The following is a 25,401-nucleotide window of genomic DNA, read 5'->3' on the forward strand; positions in this document are numbered from 1 at the left end:
CAGAACAACATACAATGGCAGTTTATCCAACCAGGAAAACCTACACAAAATAGTTTGATAGAACGGTTTAACAGAACTTTCAGGCAGGATGTGCTTGATAGCTATATGTTCAATAGCTTGCCTGATATTAGGAAATATGCAGCCGCATGGGCATGGATGTACAACAATGAAAGACCTCATTCTGCTTTGGGGCAGTTAACGCCGACTGAATTCCTGTTGAAATATGGAAAACTCTCCGAGTTTCCTACGTTCCAACAAGATAGCAATAGCAATTCCGATTGGAATTCTTTAGTTTTGGATGTAGCTAGCTAGGGTAAGATTACAAATGGACTTGTGCCTCCTGAAAATGAGCTTACCCCTCTTATCCAGAATTCAGAGTTGTCATAACCAGGCTCGCCCGATCTTTGAATAGCAATTAATCCTGGTAATTGACCTGCAAGATTGTTTGTTAAATTACGAGTTGGGAAAGAAATGTCTGACCCTTTTACCGTAGAAATAGAACTGACTACGCTGGATTTTTTTTGTTTACCGAAGCCAACTACTACTGCTTCATCTAAGTCTTGAGCCTCACTTTCCATTGATACAGAAATAAGCTTTAAATCAGTAGCTTTAAACTCTACTTTTTTATATCCAATATAGGAGAATATGAGAATGCTCCCTACATTTCCTTTGATCGAAAATGATCCATCGTCGTTAGATAATACAGATTCTTTCGTACCTTGCACCGTAATACTTACCCCTGCTAGTGGGGTTCCGTTGTTATCTACTACCTTTCCTTGTAGCATGTTCTGCACTATTTTTTTGTTTTCAGGATTGGCTTTGGTCGTTGTTTTGCTTTTCACGACAATGTTCGTCCCAACAATTTCGTACGAAAGACTAGTTTGAGCAAATACTTTCTTCAACGCATCAGTTAGCTTTTCATTGTTGAAGTTTGCATTTACCTCAATATGATTAACATCTTCAGATTTGCTAACCACATCATAGTTAGTTTGCTTTTTAACTTCTTTGAAAAACGATGTTAATTTTAGATTATTTTGTTTTAATGTAATTGTCTGACTATGCACTGATGCTTGTGTATACATGATGCATGAGATAATTAAAAATGACACCAGTTTCATTTTCAATGTAATTGATCGACCACCCCATATATTATATGGAGCAGAACATAATTGAGATTTTTTCATTAATTTTGAATGGTTTATTTACGAGTTAGTGAATGGTTAGCTAATCGAATAAATTCTTAAACGGGGAATGCCAGTTCCTCGTTTTTTCAGATTATATTAGTACTTATTGTCTTATTTCTACCCTCCTTCCTTCTCTTTTGAACTTAGCTACTCCTGTTAACTCAATAATATGAAGCACTTCATCAATGTCCTTGTATTTGGACATTGTAGCCCATATTTTATGGTTTTTCAAGGTAGTCTTACTCGTGAATTGCAGGTCATACCACGCCTCTAGATTGCGCAATACTTCATCCAATGGGTAATCTTTAAAGATAAAGTATCCATTTTTCCATGCAATTACATCAGCTACATCGACTTTTACAAGGGCATGATCCACTTTGTCTTGCGTAGTGAGTTGCTCATTTGGTTTAAGATGCACTTTGCCATCATTAATGGATACGCCACCCTCAATTAAAGTTGTTTGGGTTTTACTGTTATTACAGGAGACATTAAATGCTGTGCCCGTTACTCTTATTTTTTGTTGGTTTGTATGTACTAAGAATGGCCTTTCGGCATTCTTTTGCACTTCAAAATATCCTTCGCCTTCAAGCCAAACTTCTCTATTTGTAGATTTTGAAGAGGTGTAAAAACGTAATTTAGATCCCGCATTCAACCACACTTTTGTTCCGTCTACCAGTTGTATTTTATATTCACCGCCTTTCGGAATACTAAGTTCGTCATAGCTATTTGTTCCGTCATTGTTTGTCAGTGCAGTGTACTTCAACGTACCATCTTTCAATCTATCTATTTGTAGATTTTTCTTTACTATAGGAGCAAAGGATGTTAAGCTGTCTAGGATTATTTTTTCTCCACTGTGCAAGATCAGCTCGGCTTTTTGAGATCCTGCGACCACGTGAGTCGCGCTAGTTTGTTGCTCTAATCGGTTTTTGATCAGGATAAAGCTTATTATACCAACAAGCACAAATGCTGCGGCAACCAGCGGCCATTTATAGAAAAAGCGGAAAACTTTTTTTGAAGAAGCACTATAGTCGATATATTTTAATTCATTTATGTCTTCTAATAAGTCTTCATTAGCATAGTTATCTAAGGATTGAGAATCGGCAAAAGAGTTATACCACTGCATCAGATAATCTCTTTCCGCTTTGGTTAACTTTCCTGCTTTATATTTTTCTATTAATTCCTCGATGTCGTATGGCATAATACCTTCTTTTTAAGGTATGACGGACGACATCGAGATTGGGATGACAAGCGCTTTAAAAAAAATAGGTAATTTTTAATTTTAACGCTTTAAGTGCTCTTGCTATTTGAGTTTTTACTGTATTAGTCGATATGTTTAGTTGCGAAGCGATCTCTTTGTGAGATTGTTCTTCGATACGGCTCAATTGGAAGATTAGTCGCATCTGAGGCGGTAGTTTGTTTATTTCGGCGTCTATACTAGCAGATAAATTTCGAGCAATTTGTGCTTCATCTTCGATTTCAACTGTTTTAGTTGAAAATGATTTCATGTTTTCTTTATGCTTTTCACTAATCTTTCTAGAAGCTATCTTATCCAACACGGCATTTCTTGTAGATTTATACAGGTAAGATTTAACAGACTCTTTAATGCTTATTTCATTCCGTTTATCCCAGATTTTAAAAAAGACTTGTTGTACAACGTCTTTGGCCTCTTCCCGGTCATCCAGCATACGTAAAGCATGAAGGTACATTAAAGGGAAGTAAGATTCATAATAGCTCACAAAGCTATTATGATCAATATATTTTGAGTCTTCTATTTTTCCCTGTATTTTTTTCATGCCAAATACATTATTTTATAAACGGAATGAGTGACACATGTTAGTGTGCCTTACCATCCAGTTTAGCGATGTCTTCGTAATGATAAAGCCCTATTTTATCAACAAAAGGATTTAATCTAGATTGCGTAATTTTGATTCGGATATGATTTGATACTGTAGTTGGGAGTACCATTATGCGTTTGTAGCCTATTGTAGTACCATTAGCAATTGATTCCCAATTATTATTCTTTTTCACTTGAATTTCAAATTTCTCTACCCGTTGTCCCCATTTAATAAATTCACCCAACTGGAGTATGTTGAATGTTAGATCTTTGGTAGATTCATATTCAAAAATCAATTCTTGGTTCTCTTTTTTTGTAGTCCAAATGCCTGTTCCGTCATTTTTTAAAGATTTTCTATTTCCGTCTTTTAATAATTTGACTCCTTTATGGTGTAGTACATTGTTACCAAATATTTGATCCCTCAAATTTTTCCATTCTATTAAATTAGTTTCATCAATCTGATGAATTAGGCCCTCCTTAGTTGGCGGAATATTGAGTAGGAGTACGCCATTTTTACCGACCGAGTGGAAATAGATATCTAATAGTTTCTCCTTAGATTTAACTTTAGAATCTTCATGGGCATGGTAAAACCATCCGGGTCTTATCGAAACATCCGTCTCTGCCGGGTACCATACCAAACCTTTTGCTTTTAGTATTTTATCACGACTTCCGACATCTTTATTTTGCATATCACCAGCCGGTTTTATGTTCATTTGTTGCTGTGAGCCAGCCGCAATATTATTTTGGTCTAGGTTGTTTGCAGGTACTACCGACCATTCTGTCTCTCTACCGTATCCGGTTTCGGTACCTACCCATCTTACATCAGGGCCCATTACCGCAATGACAGCATCCGGTTGTAGTTTTCGGATCAAGTTGTAATAAGAAGACCAGTCATATTCCTGCTTTTTCCCATTAGGGCCTTCGCCATTAGCACCATCAAACCATACCTCATCAATCTTTCCATACTGACTAAGTACTTCTGTCAATTGGTTCCTGAACATTTCGTTATAGGCTTCAGAACCATAGCTTTTGGCATTTCTATCCCAAGGAGATAAGTAGACGCCAATTTTCATGTCAAATTTTTTGCAGGATTCGGCCAGAGACTTTAGGATATCTCCCTTTCCATCTAAGTATGGTGCATTTTTGATGGAGTACTCTGTTGTTTGAGTGGGCCACAAGCAAAATCCGTCATGATGTTTTGCCGTTAGAATAAGAAGATTAATACCTGCTTTTTTAGCCACTTTTACCCATTGATCCGTATCCAATTTGCTGGGGTTAAATAGGGACGGACTTTCGCTGCCGTCTCCCCATTCCTTACCCGTAAAAGTATTGATGCCAAAGTGTAAGAAGCCGGTAACTTCTAATTTCTGCCAATTTAACTGACGTTGTGTAGGCTTTACTGAAGCAGCCTTTTTTACAATTTCTTTTTCGTCATCATCAGGCTTTATCTCAATATAATTCTGTGCATTTACTAGACAGTAAAAGCAAAGCATAAACGCTGATACTATAATCTTCCGAGTAGTGATAGGTCTTATATTCATAGCGGGGTTAGCTTATATGGTCATGTATTAAATTATACATTTACACAAATGTAAAGGAGAGATATAGTTAATTTGTAAATTATTTTACCTAAACATTAAGTATTATTAACATGATGAGGGTTGTTTTTTTACATCTTTATACAAGAATATTTAATGAATTACAATAAAGGAAATTCATGTTTTATGTATAATCAGATTAAGATTAATCTGGCCCGAAGCATTATTCCTCCTTTGTAGGTAATGTTCTAAATAACGGTCAACTCCCAAATTGGTGATTAAAGGTGACGAAAAGTCGACTGATTATTTATTTGTAGTTTTTGTGGTTATAGCCATAAAAACTACAAATAATTCATTATTTTTGTGGTTATAAGCGTAAATGATGATTATTAGATCCACATATTTAGAGGAAATAAAGCCTTTTATAGACAAGCCATAGGTGAAGATTTTGACTGGCATTAGAAGGTCGGGTAAATCTACTGTATTACGGTTGCTACGTGAAGAGTTATTGAAAAATGGGGTTCATGAAGAACAGATTGTTTTTATCAATTTCGAAAGCTTCGTTTATGCGGATCTCTTATCTGCTAAAGCCTTGTATCAACATGTCAAGGATCAGCTTAAAGAGTCGCAGAAATATTACCTGCTTCTGGACGAGATACAGGAAGTAAAAGAATGGGAAAAAGCAGTCAATTCTTTTTTAGTCGATTTTAATGTAGATGTGTATCTTACAGGATCTAATTCTCATTTGTTATCCTCAGAATTGGCTACTTATCTTGCAGGTCGATATGTAGAATTTCCTGTTTATACGCTGTCTTATAAAGAGTTTCTGAATTTTAGAAAGGTTTATTTACCCGAAATACTTAATGAAGCGAGTCTCTTTATGGAATACTTGCGAAAGGGCGGGTTTCCAGTAATACATACGGCTGATTATTCGGATGAATCGGCCTATAAAGTGGTTTACGATATCTACTCTTCGGTGATCCTGAGGGATACGGTGCAGCGGTACAAAATCCGTGATGTGGAATTATTAGAACGGGTGGTGAAGTATGCTTTTGACAATATAGGAAATACTTTTTCCGGAAAGAATGTTGCGGATTATTTCAAAAGCCAACAACGAAAGGTAGATGTCAATACAGTGTATAATTACATGAATGCCTTGGAAGGGGCATTTATATTGTATCGCGTACCGCGCTATGATATCAAAGGGAAAGAAATATTGAAAACGCAAGAGAAATTTTATGTGAGTGATATCGCTATTGTCTATGCTACTATGGGCAGGAGGGATAGAATGATTGGAGGCCTTTTGGAAAATATAGTATTTCTGGAGTTAAAGAGAAGAGGATATAAGGTGTATGTGGGCAAATTGGATAATATAGAAATTGATTTTGTGGCGGAAAGAAAAGGACAAAAAGTTTATGTACAGGTCGCCTATAAATTGGAAAATGAACAGACTATACAGAGAGAATTTGGAAATTTGCTGTCGATTAATGACCAATATCCTAAATTTGTAGTCACTATGGATGATTTTTGGAAAGATGAAATAGAGGGAGTCGAGCATCTATTTATCAGTGATTTTTTGAATCGTGAGTGGCGATAAAACCTAAATCTGTGTACTCTAGAAGGTGGCAATTCCATGCTTATGGACACACTTTTCTGGAGAGAGGGCAGGGCTGAAGGAGAGCGAAAAAAAGCTGTTGAAAAATGGTTTTGAGGTCAAGATGATCTCGGAGATTCTTGGATTAACTGTTGAAGAGATAGAAAAACTGAAATAGAATCTAAAAGATGATTATTGAGAAGCCGTTTCGAAGTAAAATTTGAAACGGATTTTTTCGCTTTTCATTGCTAGTACTTGCGTTTATGTCCACCACAAGAATTGTGACGGCAGTAGACGTATCACCCTTTTGCCCAATATCCTCCGCTTTTTGGGGCGCCTCTGAACTCAATTTTGTCTTTCATCTGTAGTTCCTGTATCCATCTATGTATACTGCTTCTTGAGGTCTTTAAAGCTTTTTCGAAGAAAGGTCTTCTTTGACCAGGGTTTGCAATAATCAACTTGAAAAGTTCATTTACAGGTTCATTTACAGGTTCATTTACCGGTTCATTTACAGGTTCAATGCTATTCGTGTTTGAAATTTTCTGCTTTGTATACGATAACGAAGTTACAAAGCCATTTCCCTGTTCATAGAAATCAAAGCGCATGGTAGGATAGCTTTTTATTTCATCTCTAATACGAGAAAAACCAGTTCCATATTTTTCTATGTCTTTGGTAAGATAAAATGCTTCAGCAATCAGTTTGTTTCTTAATTCTGATGCGTATTTGTTTTCTTTTAGTTCATCTATGTCGATGTTACCGTATAATCTACCCGGATTGTAGATCGTAATCTCTTGGTCGAATATCTTAATCTGTACGTCTGAAGGACTTGTGAAATCGCGGTGAACCAATGCGTTAATTACCATTTCGCGAATTGCAGCAGTAGGGTATTCAAATATTTCAGTACGTTGAGATGTAGCTCCAGTAATTTCGAATGCAACTTTGATGTGTGAAGTAATAAAACGTAAAGTTTCTTCAACTACATCAAATAAGTTCCCACTAATCATTTTTTCATCTATAATCAAAGATGGCGTGCGAAATCGACCCACATGAACATTATGGTATAGGTTTTCTTTCGAAAAGAGGATCATGGCTGCGTTGGTAACGGCACTGTCCTTTATAAGCTTTAGAAGTTTTAACGCTTCTAATGGTTTTTTCGGTAATTCAAATCGCCCACCGATATTTACCCTGTTGATGAAATTATGGAGTTTATCTTCGTTAAGATCTTTATAGGTTCGGTTAGAGAAGGGGTAGGAATCCCATGACAGTTGTAAAGACTGTATATGTAGATCGCTGATTTGAGAACTGTTAAGTAAATGATTTGAATTGCCCATCCTTTTGTAATAGCGCCCCTTGAAAGCTATCGGTTTGATTGGGAATTCTGATATGGCCAATTCGGCGATATCAATACCGTCAATATTGATGATGCTCGCATCGGGAATAATACTCGGTTGAGTCTTGCTCTTAACCTCGTTGATCCACTTTTGAAGCGTCTCGTCCCCTATATTAAATCCTTTGATTGGGGTGCCATTATCATCGATCCCAATAAGAACACGACCACCTTTGGTATTCGTAAATGCTGATAATGACTCTATTGCGCTATCGTTAAATGAGCTTTTGAATTCAGTGGTAGAATCTTCAATTAGACTTTTTCTCATAATCATAATTTGGCAATCTGGTTGGATGTTTGTAGAGCGTCCTTAAACAGATCTATTTTTATCTAAATTAGTCGCCTTCGTTAGCTGTTTTCGTTTTCCTCTCCGTCTTGTTTCAGTCGTAGTACTTCCTTGCCGGCTTCGGTTGTGTAGTAGCTTTGGTTTTTAGCATTGGGTTTTTCTGGATAGGTCATGTTGATCCAGTCCATCTCATCGGCTATTTTGAGGCAGTGGTTAAAATGTTTTGTGTAACTATCGAGGTCAAAAAACTTCTTTAGATCTGTTTTTCTTATCTTTTTATCATCACAATAGGCCAACATTAGGTATATTCTGTTTATGTGGTCGGATTTTAAGGCCTTAGCTACTTTTGTTCCTAGCTTCGTCTCTACTTGTAGTCTGAGTTGTTGTTCGGTTTCAGAAGGCAATGAAAATTCGCTATATTTATGTAGTCCGGTTATTAGGAATGTGAAAGCTTGAATAATTTCTTCGTGAGTTTGTCCGTTACCTCTAAGCAATGTGTAAAGCCTTGAGACTGTAAAGTTGGACTCTCCACGTTCGCCTGCGTAAATTGTGCTTTTGTCAATGTCCACTAATGCTGTATAGGATTTTATTTCTCCATGAATGGACTTTTCTCTTTCTTGTTTCAATAGTTCTCCTAGCTTTTTTTGGAGTTTCTTGATGTCCTTTTCTAAAGATTTTTCATAACGACTTTCCATTTATAAATTAAAGCTTATAATTGGATTTGTTTGTATAAATAAAGTTCTACTTTTTGTATTTTTATTTGTATTTATTTTGTATATTTGAATTAATAATGATTTATGAGTTTATAAGTTGCTTTATAAGTCATTAGTAATTGTAGTTTACGAGTCTCGTTTCCCAAGTCTCACAATTTTATTGAAGTCGAGAGCGGTAGATTACATCCATTGTCCTTTGTTTGCTATATTCGCAATATAAAGGCGTGGATGCTATCGTTTGATGCGGACTTCGAAGGCGTGAGACCCGGGGGATAAAGCTAGATAGCACTCCACGTTTTTTTGCTCCTCTAGCAGAGACTCACTAAATATAAAGTGAGTTATGAAAAAACAATTCGAAAAAAATCTAATCTCCGCCCCCGAATAGTTCGGTAAGGGAGGTTTGGTCTCAAGACGGCCAAACTAATCGGTTTTGCGCTCCATATAAACCACGATAAATCCAATTAGACATAAATTGTGAGCTCGTCCGATATTGAATCAATCAACATTATTTTTTAACCGTGTGGCCTGATCTAGGATTAGGTACGGTAGGATATTGACCGGTCTATTTTTCCGGAGCCACCTTCGTTGGGTCACACTCAATGAACCAAAAAAAATGAGAATTTTTAATTGGGGTGGAAATCGATTGCCTTATTTTGAAGATAATGCAGCCTTATTCAAGAGCCCGATACATAACAAAATAAATGTCCTGCGAGCGGGGATCGTGTGGTCAATAGAATCTATCATAATATTCTGTGTGTTGTTTAGTGGCCCTTGGCCTCCTGCCCGAAGGCAGGAGGCCAAGGGCCTTAACAATATTGTACCTCTCAAAATCGGGGATGTTGCGCCAGACTCTTTGTGGTACCACAGAATGCCATTGTACATAGGGACGGATCTAATTGATACTGTCTGCCTCGCTGATTATGCGGCTGAAGACAAGGTGCTGATTATAGATTTCTGGCCGACTTGGTGTAGTTCATGTATTGAATCCCTTCTACATTTAGATTCGATAATCGCTAATAGACGTTATAAAAACATTGAATTCATTTCTATAAATGTGATCGATACGGAGCACAGTTACCGTAGTTTTGTAGCACGAACGGGGTTTGATATCCCGACCTTATACGACTTTTCTTTTCTTGTCAACCGGATGTTGACGCGATATAACGGTTATTATGGCATATTGATGATTAAAGGTAATGAGATTCTTGGTGCACCAGATAAACGTACGCTCACCATAGACAACCTGGATCTTGTGGAGCAAAGAAGGTGGGATGAAGTGAGTATTGCATACTGGCCGGAAAAGAAAAAAATAGAATTTGCGAACGAGCTTGTAAAGGAGGTTGGGCGATGAAGATTATAGTAAAATCCCTACTTGTTTTGATGGCCCTCCTAACAGCAGGTGGTTCGCATGCTCAGTTAGATCTCAAGCTGCAGGTACTCTCGTCACGTGATTCTATGCCTGTTGTGGGTGCTTCAATCAATAGTAAAGACGGTAAACTTCTCCACACAGACAATAAGGGTTGGGTGTGGCTTTCAGGAAAGGATATAGGAAGTACTGTTATGATCAGACATATGGCTTTTCAGCCTTTAGATTACAGATTGCTGTCCAAGACTGATCAGAAGACATATTTAATTCCGAAAGAAGGTGCTATCGAAACGGTTGATGTCATAAGCACAGGATACTTTTCTGCTCCGAAAGATCGCCTAGCGGGTAGCTATGTACATATCGATAACAAGTTGTTGAATAGAAGTGCCTCGGGAAATCTTTTGGATAGGCTAGAAGGGGTGTCCAACGGATTGCAGTTTGATCGGGGAAACTTAACCGGAGAAAACACATCGGGTGCACCAGACCTACGTATCCGAGGTTCTTCAACCCTTCTATCCGACAATAAGCCATTGATTGTAGTCGATGATTTTCCCTTTGATGGTGATCTACGAAGTATCAATCCAAACGATGTGGAATCTGTCACGATTTTAAGGGATGCCTCGGCAGCCTCCATCTGGGGGGCCAAAGCAGGAAACGGCGTAATCGTGATCAATATGAAAAGGGGGGCATTTGATAAGCCCGTTGAGATTACGGCAAATACGGCCTGGCTGATCCAGGAAAAACCGGATCTGTTCTACAACCGGGCGACACTTAACCCGGTAACTGTAATGGATTTTCAGAAGCAGTTATTCGAAAAAAAAGGGTACACGGAAACGAATGTTTCTGTTCTACCGGCATATGTGGAGCTGTTAATAAAGAAAAGAGATAAACTCATCACTGAAGAGGAGTTTGTAAGACAGGAAGAAGTTTACCGCAATAGTGATATTCGGAGAGATGCAGAACAGTATATCTATAGAAACGGTTTGCAACAATTACATAATATTGGGTTAAGAGGAGGGGAGAGCAGGTTCCGATACAATATGACCGCCGGTTATCAGCAGGGACTGAGCAACATCGAGGGGCAAAAAAATAGCTCCTACAACCTGTCTCTCCAAAATGCATTAAGCGTCGGAAAACGGTTTGAAATCGAAGGGATAATTCGTACGCAGCAAAGGAAAGACGTCTCTAGTAATGTGGCATTATCGCTGCTGGGCAACGAGAATATATATATGCCTCTTATGGATAGTGAGGGAAATAGCCTTTCCATTGTCAGGTCTATGCAGAGCCTGCGGTACGGTTATCAAGAGAAGGCCATTGCAGCAGGTTTGTTGGATTGGATGTATAGACCTATAGATGAACTTTACAACAACAGATTTACCAGCTGGAATAAAAACACTTCTTTAGTCGGGAATATTCGGTACAGCACGCTGTTCGGACTGCAACTGAAAGGAAGTTATACCTACACTGCTGTAGTGGCAGACGGCGAATCGTATTATAATGAGGACAGTTATTTTGCGCGTAACCTGATCAATACCTATACGCAGGCTGATGGTTCAAGAATCATTCCTCTGGGTGGTGTATGGAAAAAAGAAGCCCAGTTAATTTCTGGTACCCATGCACTGAGACTGCAGTCAAACTATAGTCGTTCATGGATTGACAAAATCGATATTGATGCGTTGGCTGGATTGGAAGCATCATCTCAACAGTCTAGAAATGCTGTACCATTTACCTATTACGGCTATAATGAGTTAACGGAATCCGGGACTTCGCAGCATATGTTTGGTCGGGAGGAATACTACGTACGTCCCGAGGGATATCAGGCTATGGTTCCAACTGAAAATGGACTACCCAATAGAATCAATAATCGATTATTGAGTGCTTATGGTAATGTTGGTCTATCCTTTTTGAAACGTTATATTTTGAGTGGTAGCATACGTTGGGATGGAAGCAATCTACTTGGGGTCAAGACCAATGCACGTGGTATTGCCTTGTGGTCTATAGGATCTAGCTGGGACATGAAGAATGAACCGTTTTTTGATGTTGATATCTTCTCTCAGCTAAAATGGCGGGCTACCTACGGCAGCTCCGGGAATATCAACAAATCTCTGGGCCATTTGCCTGTGATGAATAAACGTGAAGATACACGTTATCAGCTAAGTTACGCAATATTAAATAGCCCAGGTAATCCAAGTTTGCGCTGGGAACAGGTAAATATGTTGAATCTTGGTGTAGACTGGGGCATGAGAGCATTTGGATTGACAGGTTCGGTTGAGTGGTTTGATAAACAATCGAAATACTTGTTGAGCAGTATGGCTATAGATCCGACCATCGGTGTATCCTCAAATTATATGCAGAATTATGCGGATATGCGTACGAGAGGAGTTGATTTCTCGCTTGGGCACCATCTATCCTTTTCGGGAATCTCGATACAACAACATTTTTTATTGAACTACGCGTCCAGTAAAGTGAATAAAATCAAAAGTGATCCGCTTAAAACTGTCAATGACTACATGGTCTCCAGATATTTCATCAAGGATGAATCGCCAGATGTAATGTACAGCATCCCATGGCCTGCATTGGATGGACAGACAGGGCTGCCGGTTTTCTATAATAGGGACGGCAGCAAAGCTTCAAGTTATCAGTCTTATTATGAAGGGCTAAAAATTGATGATTTAAGCAGGTCGGGTGTTAAAGTGGCTCCCTGGTTTGGATCCTATCGACTTGGTATTGGTTGGAAAGGAATTGAAGCGAGTACATTGCTGATCTACAAATTCGGCCATGTGGGTCGAATGAAAAGTTATGGACCCGGTGCCGAGCAAACGAGAACAGGCTATAATTTCTACCATATGGATTATTATGATCGGTGGCAGAAGCCAGGTGATGAGGCGCATACCTTTATTCCGGCCACTACGGAAAAGTATGATATAAATTTGATCCGCCTGTATCAATATGGAGATGTACATATTGTTCCATTGGACCACTTAAAGTTACAGGATTTAACGGTTAGTTATTCGTTCAACAATATGCTGTTAAACAGATCAGGCATTAAAGGAATACAGTTAGTTTTTTCTGCCAACAACCTGGGCATACTGTGGAAAAGAACCCGTCGACACATAGACCCCGAGTATCCGAATACGAATTATCCAATGACAAGGCAATTTAATATGGCACTAAGGATTAACATATAAAATATTTAGATAATGAGAGAGTTATTTATAGGAATGTATACAGCTGTCATAATCGTTGTGGTGAGCTGTAATTCGAGCTTTTTGGATGTGAAGCCCAATATGCAGACGGTTGTACCCGAGACATTAGAAGACTACGGGATGTTACTGTACGATTACAATATGTTTGCCACTTCATCTATCACTACACTTAGCATGATCGGTTCTGATGAGTATGTAATATCAGATGTTTTGTACAACGGACTTTCTTTGAGCGTGACCGATGCGTTTCAAAAGTATGCTTATACCTGGGAGAAGGATATTTATTCCGGTGACGAGGCTAGCACAGATTGGTCAAAGGCATACGCAAGAATATTGCAGGCGAATGTGGTATTGGATGGATTGCCCAAGATCCAAATGGACAATGGTAATCAGGCTTCTTATAAAAGTATAAAAGGGACAGCATTATTCCACAGAGCGTACAATTATTATATGCTGGCACAACAGTATTGCGCCGTATATTCGGAAGATTCCAAACATGGCCTTGGATTGCCTTTGCGAAAAATTGCTGATCCGACATTGTTAATAGGCCGTTCAACATTAGATGAAACTTATCGTTTTATAGAGAAGGATCTTATGGAAGCACTTTATCTGGTTGATCCTAAGCGAACAAATTTATCTCCATTACAAGCAAGTCAGATGGCCGTGAATGCGTTGTTGGTTAGGTTGTATATGCAGATGGGAGATTACGTCAGGGCTGAAAAACATGCTAAAGCTTGTTTGGTGATTCCGCACCAGTTGCTGGATTATTCAACCTTTTCGGCAAATCAGAGTTATAGTTTTAATGCAAATGGGATTGGTAACGATGAGATTATATATATGAATTCGTCTGCCTCTTTCCGGATTTTAGGGACAACGGTGATGGACGTTTCTCCATCTTTTCTCTCGCTATATGAAAAAGGAGATCTCCGTAAAGATTTATATTACACTAAAAGTGGGACACGAACTATTTTTAAAGGTTCCTACGTCGGCAATTCATTTTATTTTACGGGCCTCGCTCTGGATGAAGTATATCTAAATTATGCGGAGTGTTTATGCAGAAATGGAGTGCTTGACAAAGCTGTGGATTACTTAAATACATTGAGGCAAAAGCGTTTTTCTTCCCAATACTATGTCCCTCTCGGAGCGTTATCGAAAGAACAATGCATGGATCTGATTTTTACAGAGAGAAAGCGGTCACTTTTTTTTAGAGGAACACGCTGGCAGGATCTACGTCGACTGAGTAAAGAAAATGAATATAAGGAAACGCTAAAAAGAAGTATTTCGGGCAAGGAATTTCTTCTCGAGCCTGGCTCCAAAAGATATGTTTGGCCTATTCCACCCAAAGCAATAAGCGTAGGTGGCTATCAACAGAATGATCGCTAAATTAATAAAGGGTACCTAAAATTAGGTACCCTTTACTCAGGTTTTTGAGATAGAAAATATCAGCTACAATTCTGGTTTGCGGGAATAACCGTCCTGATCCTCATCAACATCTGGATTTGAAGATGCAATACCAACAGCATCTGTATGGTTGTTGATAGCGTCCTGTAGGTCTGTCCCTGATAGCGTGAAATTTGTAGTTCCAGGGGCAAACTCTACTATAACGGCGCAAAAGTCTCCGGCATTGTTTTCTCTAGCACAATCCAATGGATTGGTTTGCGATGGAGGAGATGACATAGGGGAGCCTGTTAGCAATTGTTGAGCTGATGTACTTGTGTTACTTGTAGGTATCAAAGCATACCATTTATAGACTGGAGCAAAAGCGTTTGCTTCAGCGGATACTTTTTTTTCCACTTTATCCGGTTTCTTTTCCGAAGCATTTACGGCAAAATACCCTACGCTCAGTGCGAGCGTTAATCCCATAATGGCTTTGAGCCAATTTTTTTTTAGATTTTCCATTTCTTTGTATTTATAATTGTTTTGGTCCTGTTATATTTTAGCTCCTTCAGAACCTTGAGGAGCTAATGCTATCATGAGCAGTCTCTACGTTGTACGATGCCAGAGCTGTCCACAGTGATAGTCCGAAACACCTTCTGGCCGGTGCGCCCTTTTCATTGGTACCTGGTACCGCCGAGCCGCTGTACTTGCGTTTTGATAATACTAAGGTAGTGGAGTTGTAGAGGGTGGACATCTGTTATAACAGACAAATGAAAATAGTTTTTATGATGATTCTCTGTTGTTGTAATAATCTAGGGCACGGTAATACTGGCGGTCATCACTGTAGCCTAAAAGGGAACAGAGCTGCCTGACAGTCATTTTATCTTTTACCTCCGGCAGGTGATCATATAGGTAAGCGAGTCGCTCCTCACGCGTAATGCTGGGGATACCTAAGAAGATATCTCTCATATCCAGCTCATGCTGCTTCATGATATTGTAGATCTCATGGAGTTCGGCAAATTTTCTGATTCCTGTTTTTAGATCTTCATTGGAGATGGTATAGATGGTACTTGGTTGTAAAAACTGTATGGCTGTCCGGGGTTTGCTTTTGCTAAAGATGTGCTTGGTGCCTACAAAGTAATGATTGATAGGGCATAGCTTTATGTATTTTGCGTTACCTTTCTTATCGATGGCCTGATGGCCAACTAATCCTTCTAATAAGAAGCACCAATTGTGCTTTGCCTCATTTTGCATGACATAATAAGCATTCTTATTAAATTTTATGATCCTCCCTTTGGAGCGAAGATAATTTCTAGCTTCTTCGCTAAGAAGTTTATATCTCCCAAAGTAGTTTTCAACTCTATCCATAGCAGCTCTAATTTTTAATAAAAAATCTCCCCACAAACCGCGCTCTAACCCATAGGGAGATTATGAAGGATGATCTGGGACATGTCTAGGTTTCTAAGTTCACCTTATCAAAACGATCGCGCCTGGCTATCGTAGCATGACGGATATAATATTCAATCGGATATTCGGGCTTGATATGAAGTGTCTCCAATGCTTTGGTAAGGCGCTCCTCCATAGTCCCGGACAAGACAATGGGATTGATGCCCATCTCAGCATAGCAGGCCAGCAACCGCTTTTCAGACTCCATGCGGAACCGCTCGGAGGTAGGTCTATGCCCGTCGGCAACAAATGGGAACTCTACGGGCAGGTGAAAGAAAAGGTCGTAGTGGGTATGGGTGTAAGCTTTGACCATGCCCTCAAAACCTTTTAATAGTTTTCGAAAATCCGGATAGCTCCGATAATTCCAAAGTTTCTTTAATTTCATCTTCCAGGGATACTCATCGGGGTAGGCTCCAGTGACCAGTCGGGTACTGCCGTATAGCCATTCCTGCAAGGGGCAGCCGTCGGATATAAAGCCATCAGGTAATATTACTTCGCTATGGATGCGGTCTTCAAAGCGGCGCATGCCCAAGGTGATGAGTTCGGCATAGTTGCATTGACGTAGGCTTTTTCCAGGATACAGCAGCGGTAATATCTCGCGCATGGTGAGTGCATGGGTAGCGGGGATACGGGTTGCTTTTTCCAGTGCCAGACTGAGTGTGGTCTTGCCGGTGCAATAGGTGCCGGAGATGACGATTCGATTCATAATGGTTGATGGTTAATGATACGCTACTTCAAAACTTCCTTCATAGTTGCCTACGGTGCCGGTCAGGCTTATCAGGTTCCAAAGTTTGTCACCCTGTTTTATTTCTCTGATCTGGTCAAAAGTGACTATGGCTTCTGTGCTGCCCGAGAAGTGCTGCCTGTCCAATGTGAGTGTCATCTTGCGTAGCCAGATATTGGGGCACTGCAGGCGATTACTTTTGTTGAGTTTATAAACCAGTATCTGCATCAACTGTCCAAATACGCGTGTAGCATCTGTAGATAGCAGGCTTTCGCGCGAGCTGCCTATACCCTGCATGGTTCCTTCGGCAGTGAGCTGCTTGTACTGTAGGCTACATTTGATCTTTTTTTTTGCCAATCTGTAGGTTATATTGTCCAGCTGCAGGGCGGTATGCTTATAGCCGAGGCTGTGCATATTCTCCATGTCCAATGATAGGGTCTCCTGTGGCGGGAGGTCCAAAATCCGTCCGCCGCCGCTATGGTCCACCCCTATGATAATTTTGTTTTTACCGATGTTGATCTCGAATGTGGAGACCGTTCCCTGCATACAATCGTCGTCCCATCTGCTATGGAGGAGCCTGCAGGAAAATGGGTGCGTACCCATCTCCAGGGTTTTGCTGATGGTCAGCGAATAGCGACAGAGAAACGAATAGTTTACGACCTGCAGCTTATAATAACCCAACCTGTTCAGTCCATAGCTGGCTATCCGCAGGGCCAGACTGAGGTATTCTATACTGCCCAGATGGGGAGCTTCGTTCCGCGGACGGGCCGGGCCGTAATAGCTGCATTTTATTTTTCCGGTTATTAGTTTTTCCGCTGCTTTGAATTCGATTATATTGCTTTTGAAGTATTTGAAGCCTTCACCAAAATAACGTTCTTCTGTATTGCCCAGTAGTCTTTCTGTCATCTCACGTTTTGTCCTTTTTGTCGTTTCCATATTATTAAATACTTGTGATAGACGAAGCTACTGGATAATTTAAATCGGAAAAACCCCATTGTACGGGGAGTTTTGAGGGGAAAATAAAATTGTTCCCCGTGTGGATAGGAACTTTTTCCTGAAAGGGCAGAAGTTCCCCTTGTGGCGGGGAACATTATTTTAACTCCCCCGCTACAAGGGGAAGAATCGTAGAAGTGAACAAAAGTTCCTCATATAATGGGGGGCTTTCGGGTTTTTCTTTAATAGATAATTTAGTAAGTTTGAGATTGACCGGATTATTAATTTAAATCATACCTTATGTTCAACACCCAGAAAGAATTATTTGAGCGTATAGCCATACACTACAAATCGAAAAATGCACTCTGTAAAACAATTGCAAAAGCGATGAATGCCAGTGAAAAAACAGTTGAAAAATGGATCAGTGCTGATACGGAGCTTAAGTTTAACAGGCTATATGATATCGTCAACTATTTAAAACTGACCCCTATGGATCTATTTAAGGACAGCCAGGGGCTGGTATACTTTCAGTTCATGCTTATGGATATGAACGATCTGGATAGATATTACAGCTATATCAGTATGTTGGCTGTGACGTTCAGGCGGTTGGCCGATAACAAGGATGGCAAAATTTTGTTTATGGCCGATGAGATCCCGATCTTTCATTTTATGCCATACAAACAGCTGACCTACTTTAAGCTATACCAGTATTACTGTGATATGCAGAAATCGGAGGATAGCGATGAGGTTAAAGCGGAACTTTACTATGAAGATTTTACTGCTGAACTTGATAAATTGGATCTGGCCCCGCAGTTTGAGGCTATCCATGATGCCTATCAGCAGATAACAAGTAGGGAAATATGGGATGATACGATTCTGGACGGTCTGCTGTATGGGCTTTACGAGTTGAGCTCGTTGTGTAGGTTTAGGGATACCAAAGTGATACAGCCTATATTGGCCGAGCTGAAAGAGCTGATCGAACAATTTAGGATCAAAGGTAACAGGGGCAAAAAATCTGGCGGTGTGCGTATAGATGTCTTTAAAAAACGTACGCCGGTACGGCAGGGGTTTATGGTGTGGAAATGCCCCGGACAGGATTTTCTGAGTATCAAGCTGGATACCATCAATAGCATGCTCACCTTTGATCCTGAGATGATACGGATGTTCAAAAGTAAATTTAAAGCCGATATGGATAGATCTAAGGCTTTTGGGATGGGGGATATAGGTGAACGTATTTCTTTCTATGATGGCCTTATCGAAAAAATTGAGCTTGCTATGCAGGAGTTAGGATGATGATTTCAAGATGGAAATGTTTCTTTTCAAGAAGGGATTTGGGAAAATTCACTGAAATGTAACCTGCCTTAACATCATTTTCGCAGTAGGTACCATCGGTTACATATTTAGCCGGTGGTACCTACTGCGCGCTCCGGAAGAGGTGCTGTGGCACATCTTTTATCTACCATGGAAATCTTACTCCAGCAACTGGCCGATCAGGCGGTCAGAACCAATGATTTATTTGAAACACAGCATCAGACCATCCTGGTGCTGCAATCTATTTTACAAAAACAACAGGAACTGTTGGACCAAAAGGAAAAACGTTTAGAGCGTATAGAAGATCTTATGCTGCGTATGTCCGAGATTCTGGACCGTGATCTGTTGTCTTTGTTGGACCAGCCATTGCTGTTCAAGCAGGATGTGATGGAGAAGCTGGCCATCTCGGATGCGACCTTTCGCAATTATGTAGCCGATGAAAAACTGAATCCGATGAAGTTGGGCAAGATTGAGTACTTCTTTGCCCGGGATCTGGCAAAGCAGTTGTTGGAGACGAAATGGAGGCGCAAGTAGGTCTGTGCTGCTAGCTGTTGTATGCTGGTAGCTGACTATTTTGTAGCTTTTTAAGTAAAGTAGCCGATGTACTGAATGCAGTCTGTCGGCTACTGCTTATAGTGCGCTATGAACTTAATGCAGTAGGTTAGGTACTGTTTTCAGTAGCTGTGCTATTGTGATGAGTAGGTGGTTTACTGCTTTCGGTAGCTTTTGTACTGACGTGAGTATGTCGGCTATTGTGATGAGTACGTAGCGTACTGTTTTCAGTAGGAGAGCTACTGACGTGAGTATGTTTTGTACTGCTTTCAGTATGCCGTGTACTATGATGAGTATGCTGCGCATTGGTATCAGTACACCGGCTACTGTGTTCAGTAGGATGTGTACTGAATTGAGTTTGGGCTGCTTTGGCACTATCCCGTAAAGTGTGTAAACAGTTTTTAAAGATTTTGATCAGCGCCAATTAGCGCGAAACAGCGAAAAACCATCCTTTATTTTATTACACGATAATACGCGCTAAGGGCTTCATTTTGCCTTCATTATGAGGTTATGTTTGTGGTGTTCAAAGACATCTCGCGAGTAAAATGAACATGGTACAAATATGGATCGATCGGGAAATGAGCAGCCCCGTGATCAAGTGATGTAACTATTTGCTTGACACGATAACTGGATAACCTGATCACAAATCGACTAAAATGGCTATAAAAATGAAAGCACTGATCGGGTTTGGCGGTATGCTGGACGATCAACTATTACTGGCAGCAACAACGATAATTGCTGCCATGACGGGGAATGCAAATTTTCCTACACCGACACCAGCACTGGAGGATATCCAGGATCTGCTGGATGATTTTTCTACCAAGCTTGCTGCAGCACGCAAGCGTGGATCACCAGAGGATACAGCGATCAAGGACGAGAGTATTCCTGCATTGGTATCTGCCTTACAGAAGCTGGGCTACTATGTCAATTCGGTAGCGGAGGGGCAGTTGTCTGTGCTACTCAGCTCAGGCTTTCCGACGAATGCACCGACTACGGCATCGCTGGTCCCATTTACGGTGCAGAATGTAAGACTCTCGGACACCAATCAATCGGGACAGGCAAGGCTGAATTTTGCCAAACAGAGGAATGTGCGTGTATATGAATACAGTTACCGTAAGGTCAGTACGCCCGAGGAGCCATGGAGTGACCGCATAGCTATAACCTCATCGCGCAATAATATCATTGCACCGTTAGAACCGGGACATTATTATGAGGTGCGCGTGCGTGCCGTCAATAGCAAAGGTGCAGGAGACTGGAGTAATACGGCGAGGTTGTTAGTGAGGTAAGGGAGCGAATCAAATTGACCTCAAAAGCTGGGACCTTTGCTGCGCAAACTTCCTAGGCTTTCTCTGGTCAATTTGATTTTTAATGGAGAGGATGATGAATACTAAAATCTAGAAAAAATGAAAATAGAAGTCAAACGTATCAAACAGGGGAATAACAGTACGCTGTCTGAAATCTATATCGACGAGGAGTTTTTCGGCTACGGGCTGGAGGATCTAGTAAGGGACGAAAAGGTGAAAGGGTCTACAGCTATACCGGCAGGAACCTATGAGCTGCGCTTGAATACGTATGGTGCTATGAATGCTAGGTATAAACGTAAATTTCCGGATATGCATTTTGGTATGATCGAGATTAAAGATGTACCCAATTTTAAATACGTGTACATCCATATCGGTAACTACTTTTCGGATACGGAGGGCTGCCTATTGGTGGGCGAGTACTTTAAGCGGTATGATGGTGATTATGCAGTCTACGATTCTGGTAAAGCGTATGAAAGGTTGTATGGAATGCTGGTAGAGGCTGTAAGGAAGGGAGAAGTGATGATCGCTATTCATTGACCAAGTCAGCTGGAACCTTTTCATAAGAAAAATTCCTAGGCTTCCTTGTGTCAATAAATAGCTCATGAAGGTGAATAGGTAAGAAAAGTGTAGGGCCGATTATATAAAGTGTATAGCATAAAACATTAAAACAATGAACAAAATAATCAAGAAAATAAGTCAAGTGGTACAGGTGATATTGCTGGCCCCGATTAAACTGCCTGGTAAGGCGTTGAATATTGTAAAATACATTGCTGTAGGGCTAGGGGTGCTGGAAGCAATAAGTGGAGACGAAGATGATAAAGCTGAAGGAGGAGATAGTAATGAAACTTGATGAGATCCGTGCAGGAACTCTAGGTGGTACACTCTGCTCCATTTGGGCTTCGATCACACTGGGTGATCTCATTCAGACTGTTATCATGGCTGCATTGGGGACATTGGTTAGTTATACGATGTCTCAGTTATTGCAAAGGAAAAATAATAAGGGGTGAAACCTTAATGCGACCGGGTAATTCCAACGGTTTAAAAAAACACATAATAAAAATCGAACGCCTATGGTTGATAGCTATAGGCGTATTTTTATTTTTAAAAATCTATGTGAGTTTTGTCCTCGGCGATTGTCTATATAGGTAATAAGCTGAAAATATGACTGACCAAGAATATAAAAGACTTTATGATCGATGTACACAAGGGGTGGCTACTAAAGAAGAGCAGCTGCTTTTTGAAGCGTACAAAGATAGTTTTAATCTGAATGATGATTTGCCGTGGCAAGACACGATGGGTGATTATTCAGAAATTAAAGCGAGAATATCTGATGATCTCCATAGCCGTTCGGTAAATATGTGCTAACAAGTTGGCTGACTAGACCAACCAATTTCAAAATAGTAGTAGATTTACATGTTCATAAATATAGAAACATGTTTAATTTTTTTAAAATAGCTTTGGTCATGTATAGTGTTGGTTCATTTTTACCAACAATTGTACACGGGCAGTCGGACAAAGCACCCATTATGGGCTGGAGCAGCTGGAACAATTTCCGAATTAATATAGACGAAAATATGATCCGTGAGCAGGCGGATGCACTAATTAGTAGTGGACTGTATGATGCGGGCTATCGCTATATCAATATTGATGACGGTTTTTTTAAAGGACGGGATAAAGCGGGCAATTTACTAACAGACTCAACAAAATTTCCTTCAGGGATGAAGGCCTTGGCCGATTATATCCACAGTAAAAAGTTGAAAGCTGGCATATATACTGATGCAGGAAAAAATACCTGTGGTTCTATTTGGGATAATGACAAAAATGGATTGGGTGTTGGTATATACGGACATATTGAACAGGATTGTGATTTGTTTTTCAAGCAATGGGGCTATAATTTTATCAAAGTAGACTGGTGCGGTGGTGAGAAAATGGGGTTGGATGAACGCACGGAATACTTAAAAATATTAGGTGCGGTGAAGTCGATTAACCCTGATATTGTATTTAATATCTGTCGATGGAAGTTTCCGGGCACTTGGGCTATTGATAAAGCCGACTCATGGCGTATATCGGGAGATATCAGTGCGGATTTTGGATCTATCTTGGCGATAATAGATCTGAATGTGGATCTACATAAATATGCTTCGGCGGGTCATTATAATGATATGGATATGCTACAGGTAGGTAGGGGAATGAGTTATGAGGAAGATAAAACTCACTTTTCGATGTGGTGTATGCTGAACTCTCCTTTGCTGGCGGGTAATGATTTGCGATCCATGACCAAGCAGATTATAGGGATACTTACGAATAAAGAGCTTATTGCGTTAAATCAAGACACTGGATTTCATCAGGCAAAACGTGTGTTTGCAGAGGCTGGTGTAGAGGTATGGATGAAGGAACTAGGTAATGATGGGAAAAGTAAAGCGATAGCAATCATGAATAGAGGAAAGGGAGAAACTAAATTTACATTGAAAGCAGGGCAGTTTGGACTGAAAGCCAACAATAAGATTCGTGATCTATGGGAACATAAAAATAGGGGCAAGTTGAAAAAAGAGACCGTATTTGATATACCTGAACATGGGATAATTGTATTAAAAATTTCTTAATAGATATCAGACTCTACAAGCAGGGTGTAATAGATATCATTTTCCTTTACCGACTCTAATAATTCCTCATCTGTCATAAACATGATAACCAAATATAACGTAAAGCTCAGTTCAAGATTTTTATCCTACTAGTTTTTTTGATTTTAGTTGGTTTTATATCAAAAGTAATAAATTATGTTATACTATTATTTTTTTTAAAGCTTAAACGGTTTAGGGTTGTATAGTTTAATTTTATGTTGTAGGTTCGTAACATAATAAACTTAACCAAAAGTGAGGGCCTCAGGTAAAGATTTAAGTCTACTTTCCGATCAGGAACTTATCCCTTTATTAAGAGATGGGATTGCGGATGCTTATACAACCATGTATGGTAGACATGCAGGATTTGTCTTTACTGTGGCGATGAAAATGGTGAAAGACGAAGACGAAGCTTATGATCTGGTCCAGGATATATTCACTAAAATATGGGAACAGGGATCGCTCGATATTCAGACAGAGATTAAACCTTATCTATACCGGGTCACGCGCAATCGAATTCTTAATCAGATAAACCGTAATAAATTTAAAGAGCAATATTTTGACTCACTGCAGGTATTTTTAGATAGTGGTGTATGGACTACGGAAGAAAAGATACTAGAAAATGAGATGGAGCTCCGTATTGAGCAAGAACTGGCTGCCTTGCCCAACAAGATGCGCCAGGTATTTGAATTGAGCCGTAAGGAAAATCGAAGCTATAAGGAGATTGCCGAAGAACTGGGTGTGTCGGAAGAAACGGTTAGAAAACAGATACATAGGGCCCTGAAAATCCTGCGTTCAAGGCTTACCGCAATTTTTTTTACTTTTTTTATTTAAAAAAAGTCCACTTCCATCCTTTTCGTTTGTCTTCTATATAAATGGACCTCAGAGGGAGATAGAAATTAATGTTAGCAAAGGAACTTATAGACAAATACAATACAGGTAATTGTACCGATGAAGAAAGAGCTTTGGTAGAATCCTGGTTTGAACAGGAGCTTGGCAAGCAGCCCGAGGTACAGTTATCTGCCCAGCGTCTTGAACTCATTAAGCAAAAAATGCCGTGGATACCCAAGGCAAAGATTAGAACATTCAACTACCGCTGGGCGGTGGCAGCTGCTGTGTTATTGTCTTTGGCTATTTCGGTTTATATATGGCAATATTCATATCCTGCTTTTAATCCCGAAGCACCTATTTTTACCAAACGTGCCAGTGTGGTATTGCCTAATGGGCAACAAATTACATTAGATAATAAGCTGGACCCAAATGACTCTATCCTGTTAAGACAAAATGGTCTTGCGGTGAGTATGGATGGAACCATACGGCTGATGGATGAGAGCATGGGGCATCTGGAGCCAAAAGAAGTGATGACACGTATCGAGACCCCCAGAGGTGGAGAATATAGCGTGGAGTTGAGCGATGGTACGGTGGTACAGCTTAATGCAGAGTCTAGTCTTGAATTTCCGGTACAGTTTGTAGGTGATCAAAGACAGGTTAAACTGCGTGGTGAAGCATACTTTGACGTGGTAAAAGATGCCAAGCGTCCGTTTATTGTCAATGCAGATGATAGAATGGGGGTAAAAGTATTAGGAACCTCTTTTAATGTATCTACCTATACGGATGTGGTTTATACTACATTGGTTGAGGGTTCTGTCCGTGTAAATAAGCTAAATTCCAAAAATCAAGGTGGGATGGTGATTAAACCGGGCGAAACAGCAAGCTTAAAAGGTGGTGGCGATCTGAAGTTGGAAAGTGTAGACCTAGATAAAGCTATCGCCTGGAAATACGGGCTGTTTAACTTTAATAACAGTACACTACAAACCGTAGGTGAGGAATTGGAGCGCTGGTACAATATAAATGTTGTTGTGGATCCAGCAATTGCGGATGTTAAGTTCTATGGTGAATTTGAACGTGATCAACCACTTGCCACTACTATCAAACTTTTAGAAGCTGTAGGGGTAAAAGCAAACATTAAGGGGAATACGCTGAGGCTCGATGAAAACTGATTTTCCAAACTAACAAATATTAACTATT

General features: G+C 40.0%; 27 protein-coding genes. 16 read left to right on the plus strand and 11 right to left on the minus strand.

Annotated features, from left to right (window positions below; all coding sequences use genetic code 11):
- Positions 1 to 312: integrase core domain-containing protein (locus B5X76_RS15765; RefSeq protein WP_139375346.1), on the plus strand; the 312-nt coding region annotated here is incomplete at its 5' end.
- Here the strand turns inward: B5X76_RS15765 and B5X76_RS15770 are convergent.
- From B5X76_RS15770 to B5X76_RS15785, 4 genes are all read right to left on the minus strand, one after another.
- Positions 309 to 1,184 carry an STN domain-containing protein gene (locus B5X76_RS15770; protein ID WP_079644558.1) on the minus strand — a complete coding sequence of 292 codons (876 nt, stop codon included), beginning with the start codon at positions 1,182 to 1,184 and terminating at the stop codon, positions 309 to 311. The genes B5X76_RS15765 and B5X76_RS15770 overlap by 4 nt on opposite strands.
- Positions 1,185 to 1,287: 103 nt before the next feature.
- Entirely contained in the window at positions 1,288 to 2,382 is a 1,095-nt protein-coding gene (locus tag B5X76_RS15775) for a FecR family protein (protein ID WP_079644560.1), read from the minus strand.
- Positions 2,383 to 2,437: 55 nt separating this feature from the next.
- The gene (locus tag B5X76_RS15780; protein ID WP_079644562.1) at positions 2,438 to 2,977 is read right to left on the minus strand and encodes an RNA polymerase sigma factor; all 540 of its coding nucleotides are present in this window, start codon (positions 2,975 to 2,977) and stop codon (positions 2,438 to 2,440) included.
- A gap of 40 nt (positions 2,978 to 3,017) precedes the next feature.
- The gene (locus B5X76_RS15785; protein ID WP_079644564.1) at positions 3,018 to 4,559 is read right to left on the minus strand and encodes an alpha-L-fucosidase; all 1,542 of its coding nucleotides are present in this window, start codon (positions 4,557 to 4,559) and stop codon (positions 3,018 to 3,020) included.
- Positions 4,560 to 4,995: 436 nt separating this feature from the next.
- Here B5X76_RS15785 and B5X76_RS15790 point away from each other — a divergent pair, with 436 nt between their 5' ends.
- Together B5X76_RS15790 and B5X76_RS22030 are read left to right on the plus strand one after the other, a co-directional pair.
- The gene (locus B5X76_RS15790) at positions 4,996 to 6,153 is read left to right on the plus strand and encodes an ATP-binding protein (RefSeq protein ID WP_217699669.1); all 1,158 of its coding nucleotides are present in this window, start codon (positions 4,996 to 4,998) and stop codon (positions 6,151 to 6,153) included.
- Between the two features lie 25 nt (positions 6,154 to 6,178).
- Positions 6,179 to 6,328: a hypothetical protein gene (locus tag B5X76_RS22030; protein WP_176141104.1), complete on the plus strand. Its 150-nt coding sequence runs from the start codon at positions 6,179 to 6,181 to the stop codon at positions 6,326 to 6,328.
- A 121-nt stretch (positions 6,329 to 6,449) separates the two neighbouring features.
- On the opposite strand, the gene B5X76_RS15795 is transcribed toward B5X76_RS22030, so the two are convergent.
- Positions 6,450 to 7,805, minus strand: coding sequence for an RNA-binding domain-containing protein (locus tag B5X76_RS15795; RefSeq protein WP_217699670.1), 1,356 nt, complete (start codon positions 7,803 to 7,805; stop codon positions 6,450 to 6,452).
- Between the two features lie 80 nt (positions 7,806 to 7,885).
- Entirely contained in the window at positions 7,886 to 8,518 is a 633-nt protein-coding gene (locus tag B5X76_RS15800) for a hypothetical protein (protein ID WP_079644567.1), read from the minus strand.
- A 631-nt stretch (positions 8,519 to 9,149) separates the two neighbouring features.
- Here B5X76_RS15800 and B5X76_RS15805 point away from each other — a divergent pair.
- The 3 genes from B5X76_RS15805 to B5X76_RS15815 are packed head-to-tail and all read left to right on the plus strand — an operon-like array spanning position 9,150 to position 14,491.
- Positions 9,150 to 9,887, plus strand: a complete 738-nt coding sequence (locus B5X76_RS15805) for a TlpA family protein disulfide reductase (protein WP_079644569.1) — start codon at positions 9,150 to 9,152, stop codon at positions 9,885 to 9,887.
- Positions 9,884 to 13,090, plus strand: coding sequence for a SusC/RagA family TonB-linked outer membrane protein (locus tag B5X76_RS15810; RefSeq protein ID WP_079644571.1), 3,207 nt, complete (start codon positions 9,884 to 9,886; stop codon positions 13,088 to 13,090). The genes B5X76_RS15805 and B5X76_RS15810 overlap by 4 nt, the downstream gene beginning before the upstream one ends.
- A gap of 12 nt (positions 13,091 to 13,102) precedes the next feature.
- Entirely contained in the window at positions 13,103 to 14,491 is a 1,389-nt protein-coding gene (locus B5X76_RS15815; RefSeq protein ID WP_079644572.1) for a RagB/SusD family nutrient uptake outer membrane protein, read from the plus strand.
- A 63-nt stretch (positions 14,492 to 14,554) separates the two neighbouring features.
- Here the strand turns inward: B5X76_RS15815 and B5X76_RS15820 are convergent, their stop codons facing one another.
- The 4 genes from B5X76_RS15820 to B5X76_RS15835 form a co-directional block, all read right to left on the minus strand.
- Positions 14,555 to 15,007, minus strand: a complete 453-nt coding sequence (locus B5X76_RS15820; RefSeq protein WP_079644573.1) for a hypothetical protein — start codon at positions 15,005 to 15,007, stop codon at positions 14,555 to 14,557.
- A gap of 261 nt (positions 15,008 to 15,268) precedes the next feature.
- On the minus strand, positions 15,269 to 15,853 hold the full coding sequence (locus tag B5X76_RS15825; RefSeq protein ID WP_079644574.1) for a cyclic nucleotide-binding domain-containing protein: 585 nt from the start codon (positions 15,851 to 15,853) through the stop codon (positions 15,269 to 15,271).
- Positions 15,854 to 15,938: 85 nt separating this feature from the next.
- Positions 15,939 to 16,637, minus strand: a complete 699-nt coding sequence (locus tag B5X76_RS15830) for an ATP/GTP-binding protein (RefSeq protein WP_079644575.1) — start codon at positions 16,635 to 16,637, stop codon at positions 15,939 to 15,941.
- A gap of 12 nt (positions 16,638 to 16,649) precedes the next feature.
- Positions 16,650 to 17,591, minus strand: coding sequence for an AvrD family protein (locus B5X76_RS15835; RefSeq protein WP_079644576.1), 942 nt, complete (start codon positions 17,589 to 17,591; stop codon positions 16,650 to 16,652).
- Positions 17,592 to 17,888: 297 nt separating this feature from the next.
- On the opposite strand from B5X76_RS15835, the gene B5X76_RS15840 reads away from it, so the two are divergent.
- Together B5X76_RS15840 and B5X76_RS15845 are read left to right on the plus strand one after the other, a co-directional pair.
- On the plus strand, positions 17,889 to 18,881 hold the full coding sequence (locus tag B5X76_RS15840; protein WP_079644577.1) for a hypothetical protein: 993 nt from the start codon (positions 17,889 to 17,891) through the stop codon (positions 18,879 to 18,881).
- Between the two features lie 114 nt (positions 18,882 to 18,995).
- Positions 18,996 to 19,433 (plus strand): hypothetical protein, encoded by a 438-nt coding sequence (locus tag B5X76_RS15845; protein WP_139375347.1) that lies wholly within the window; start codon positions 18,996 to 18,998, stop codon positions 19,431 to 19,433.
- Positions 19,434 to 19,547: 114 nt separating this feature from the next.
- On the opposite strand, the gene B5X76_RS21740 is transcribed toward B5X76_RS15845, so the two are convergent.
- Complete coding sequence (locus B5X76_RS21740) at positions 19,548 to 19,826, minus strand: hypothetical protein (RefSeq protein WP_176141105.1); 279 nt, start codon at positions 19,824 to 19,826, stop codon at positions 19,548 to 19,550.
- A 641-nt stretch (positions 19,827 to 20,467) separates the two neighbouring features.
- On the opposite strand from B5X76_RS21740, the gene B5X76_RS22475 reads away from it, so the two are divergent.
- The 8 genes from B5X76_RS22475 to B5X76_RS15880 all read left to right on the plus strand — a co-directional run bounded on the left by B5X76_RS22475 (position 20,468) and on the right by B5X76_RS15880 (position 25,373).
- Positions 20,468 to 20,737 carry a fibronectin type III domain-containing protein gene (locus tag B5X76_RS22475; RefSeq protein WP_394333410.1) on the plus strand — a complete coding sequence of 90 codons (270 nt, stop codon included), beginning with the start codon at positions 20,468 to 20,470 and terminating at the stop codon, positions 20,735 to 20,737.
- Between the two features lie 117 nt (positions 20,738 to 20,854).
- A complete protein-coding gene (locus B5X76_RS15855) occupies positions 20,855 to 21,292 on the plus strand; it encodes a DUF5675 family protein (RefSeq protein WP_079644580.1) in 438 nt (145 codons plus the stop codon).
- A gap of 133 nt (positions 21,293 to 21,425) precedes the next feature.
- Positions 21,426 to 21,605, plus strand: a complete 180-nt coding sequence (locus B5X76_RS15860) for a hypothetical protein (RefSeq protein WP_079644582.1) — start codon at positions 21,426 to 21,428, stop codon at positions 21,603 to 21,605.
- A complete protein-coding gene (locus B5X76_RS21745) occupies positions 21,568 to 21,762 on the plus strand; it encodes a hypothetical protein (RefSeq protein ID WP_139375349.1) in 195 nt (64 codons plus the stop codon). Before B5X76_RS15860 ends, B5X76_RS21745 begins: the two co-directional genes overlap by 38 nt.
- 154 nt (positions 21,763 to 21,916) lie before the next feature.
- Positions 21,917 to 22,120, plus strand: a complete 204-nt coding sequence (locus tag B5X76_RS15865; protein ID WP_079644584.1) for a hypothetical protein — start codon at positions 21,917 to 21,919, stop codon at positions 22,118 to 22,120.
- A 68-nt stretch (positions 22,121 to 22,188) separates the two neighbouring features.
- Positions 22,189 to 23,358, plus strand: a complete 1,170-nt coding sequence (locus B5X76_RS15870; RefSeq protein ID WP_217699671.1) for a glycoside hydrolase family 27 protein — start codon at positions 22,189 to 22,191, stop codon at positions 23,356 to 23,358.
- 270 nt (positions 23,359 to 23,628) lie between these two features.
- Positions 23,629 to 24,207, plus strand: a complete 579-nt coding sequence (locus B5X76_RS15875; RefSeq protein WP_079644586.1) for an RNA polymerase sigma factor — start codon at positions 23,629 to 23,631, stop codon at positions 24,205 to 24,207.
- Between the two features lie 68 nt (positions 24,208 to 24,275).
- Positions 24,276 to 25,373 carry a FecR family protein gene (locus B5X76_RS15880; RefSeq protein WP_079644588.1) on the plus strand — a complete coding sequence of 366 codons (1,098 nt, stop codon included), beginning with the start codon at positions 24,276 to 24,278 and terminating at the stop codon, positions 25,371 to 25,373.
- The last annotated feature ends 28 nt before the right edge of the window (positions 25,374 to 25,401 follow it).

The sequence above is a fragment of the Sphingobacterium nematocida genome (genome assembly GCF_900168125.1).
In the GTDB taxonomy this organism is placed as follows: Bacteria; Bacteroidota; Bacteroidia; order Sphingobacteriales; family Sphingobacteriaceae; genus Sphingobacterium; species Sphingobacterium nematocida.

Excerpts from the sequence above, each read along its gene's own strand:
- B5X76_RS15770 (WP_079644558.1), bottom strand. The coding sequence starts at position 1,184 with ATGAAAAAATCTCAATTATGTTCTGCTCCATATAATATATGGGGTGGT.
- B5X76_RS15775 (WP_079644560.1), bottom strand. The coding sequence starts at position 2,382 with ATGCCATACGACATCGAGGAATTAATAGAAAAATATAAAGCAGGAAAG.
- B5X76_RS15780 (WP_079644562.1), bottom strand. The coding sequence starts at position 2,977 with ATGAAAAAAATACAGGGAAAAATAGAAGACTCAAAATATATTGATCAT.
- B5X76_RS15785 (WP_079644564.1), bottom strand. The coding sequence starts at position 4,559 with ATGAATATAAGACCTATCACTACTCGGAAGATTATAGTATCAGCGTTT.
- B5X76_RS15795 (WP_217699670.1), bottom strand. The coding sequence starts at position 7,805 with ATGAGAAAAAGTCTAATTGAAGATTCTACCACTGAATTCAAAAGCTCA.
- B5X76_RS15800 (WP_079644567.1), bottom strand. The coding sequence starts at position 8,518 with ATGGAAAGTCGTTATGAAAAATCTTTAGAAAAGGACATCAAGAAACTC.
- B5X76_RS15805 (WP_079644569.1), top strand. The coding sequence starts at position 9,150 with ATGAGAATTTTTAATTGGGGTGGAAATCGATTGCCTTATTTTGAAGAT.
- B5X76_RS15810 (WP_079644571.1), top strand. The coding sequence starts at position 9,884 with ATGAAGATTATAGTAAAATCCCTACTTGTTTTGATGGCCCTCCTAACA.
- B5X76_RS15815 (WP_079644572.1), top strand. The coding sequence starts at position 13,103 with ATGAGAGAGTTATTTATAGGAATGTATACAGCTGTCATAATCGTTGTG.
- B5X76_RS15820 (WP_079644573.1), bottom strand. The coding sequence starts at position 15,007 with ATGGAAAATCTAAAAAAAAATTGGCTCAAAGCCATTATGGGATTAACG.
- B5X76_RS15825 (WP_079644574.1), bottom strand. The coding sequence starts at position 15,853 with ATGGATAGAGTTGAAAACTACTTTGGGAGATATAAACTTCTTAGCGAA.
- B5X76_RS15830 (WP_079644575.1), bottom strand. The coding sequence starts at position 16,637 with ATGAATCGAATCGTCATCTCCGGCACCTATTGCACCGGCAAGACCACA.
- B5X76_RS15835 (WP_079644576.1), bottom strand. The coding sequence starts at position 17,591 with ATGGAAACGACAAAAAGGACAAAACGTGAGATGACAGAAAGACTACTG.
- B5X76_RS15840 (WP_079644577.1), top strand. The coding sequence starts at position 17,889 with ATGTTCAACACCCAGAAAGAATTATTTGAGCGTATAGCCATACACTAC.
- B5X76_RS15855 (WP_079644580.1), top strand. The coding sequence starts at position 20,855 with ATGAAAATAGAAGTCAAACGTATCAAACAGGGGAATAACAGTACGCTG.
- B5X76_RS15860 (WP_079644582.1), top strand. The coding sequence starts at position 21,426 with ATGAACAAAATAATCAAGAAAATAAGTCAAGTGGTACAGGTGATATTG.
- B5X76_RS21745 (WP_139375349.1), top strand. The coding sequence starts at position 21,568 with ATGATAAAGCTGAAGGAGGAGATAGTAATGAAACTTGATGAGATCCGT.
- B5X76_RS15865 (WP_079644584.1), top strand. The coding sequence starts at position 21,917 with ATGACTGACCAAGAATATAAAAGACTTTATGATCGATGTACACAAGGG.
- B5X76_RS15870 (WP_217699671.1), top strand. The coding sequence starts at position 22,189 with ATGTTTAATTTTTTTAAAATAGCTTTGGTCATGTATAGTGTTGGTTCA.
- B5X76_RS15880 (WP_079644588.1), top strand. The coding sequence starts at position 24,276 with ATGTTAGCAAAGGAACTTATAGACAAATACAATACAGGTAATTGTACC.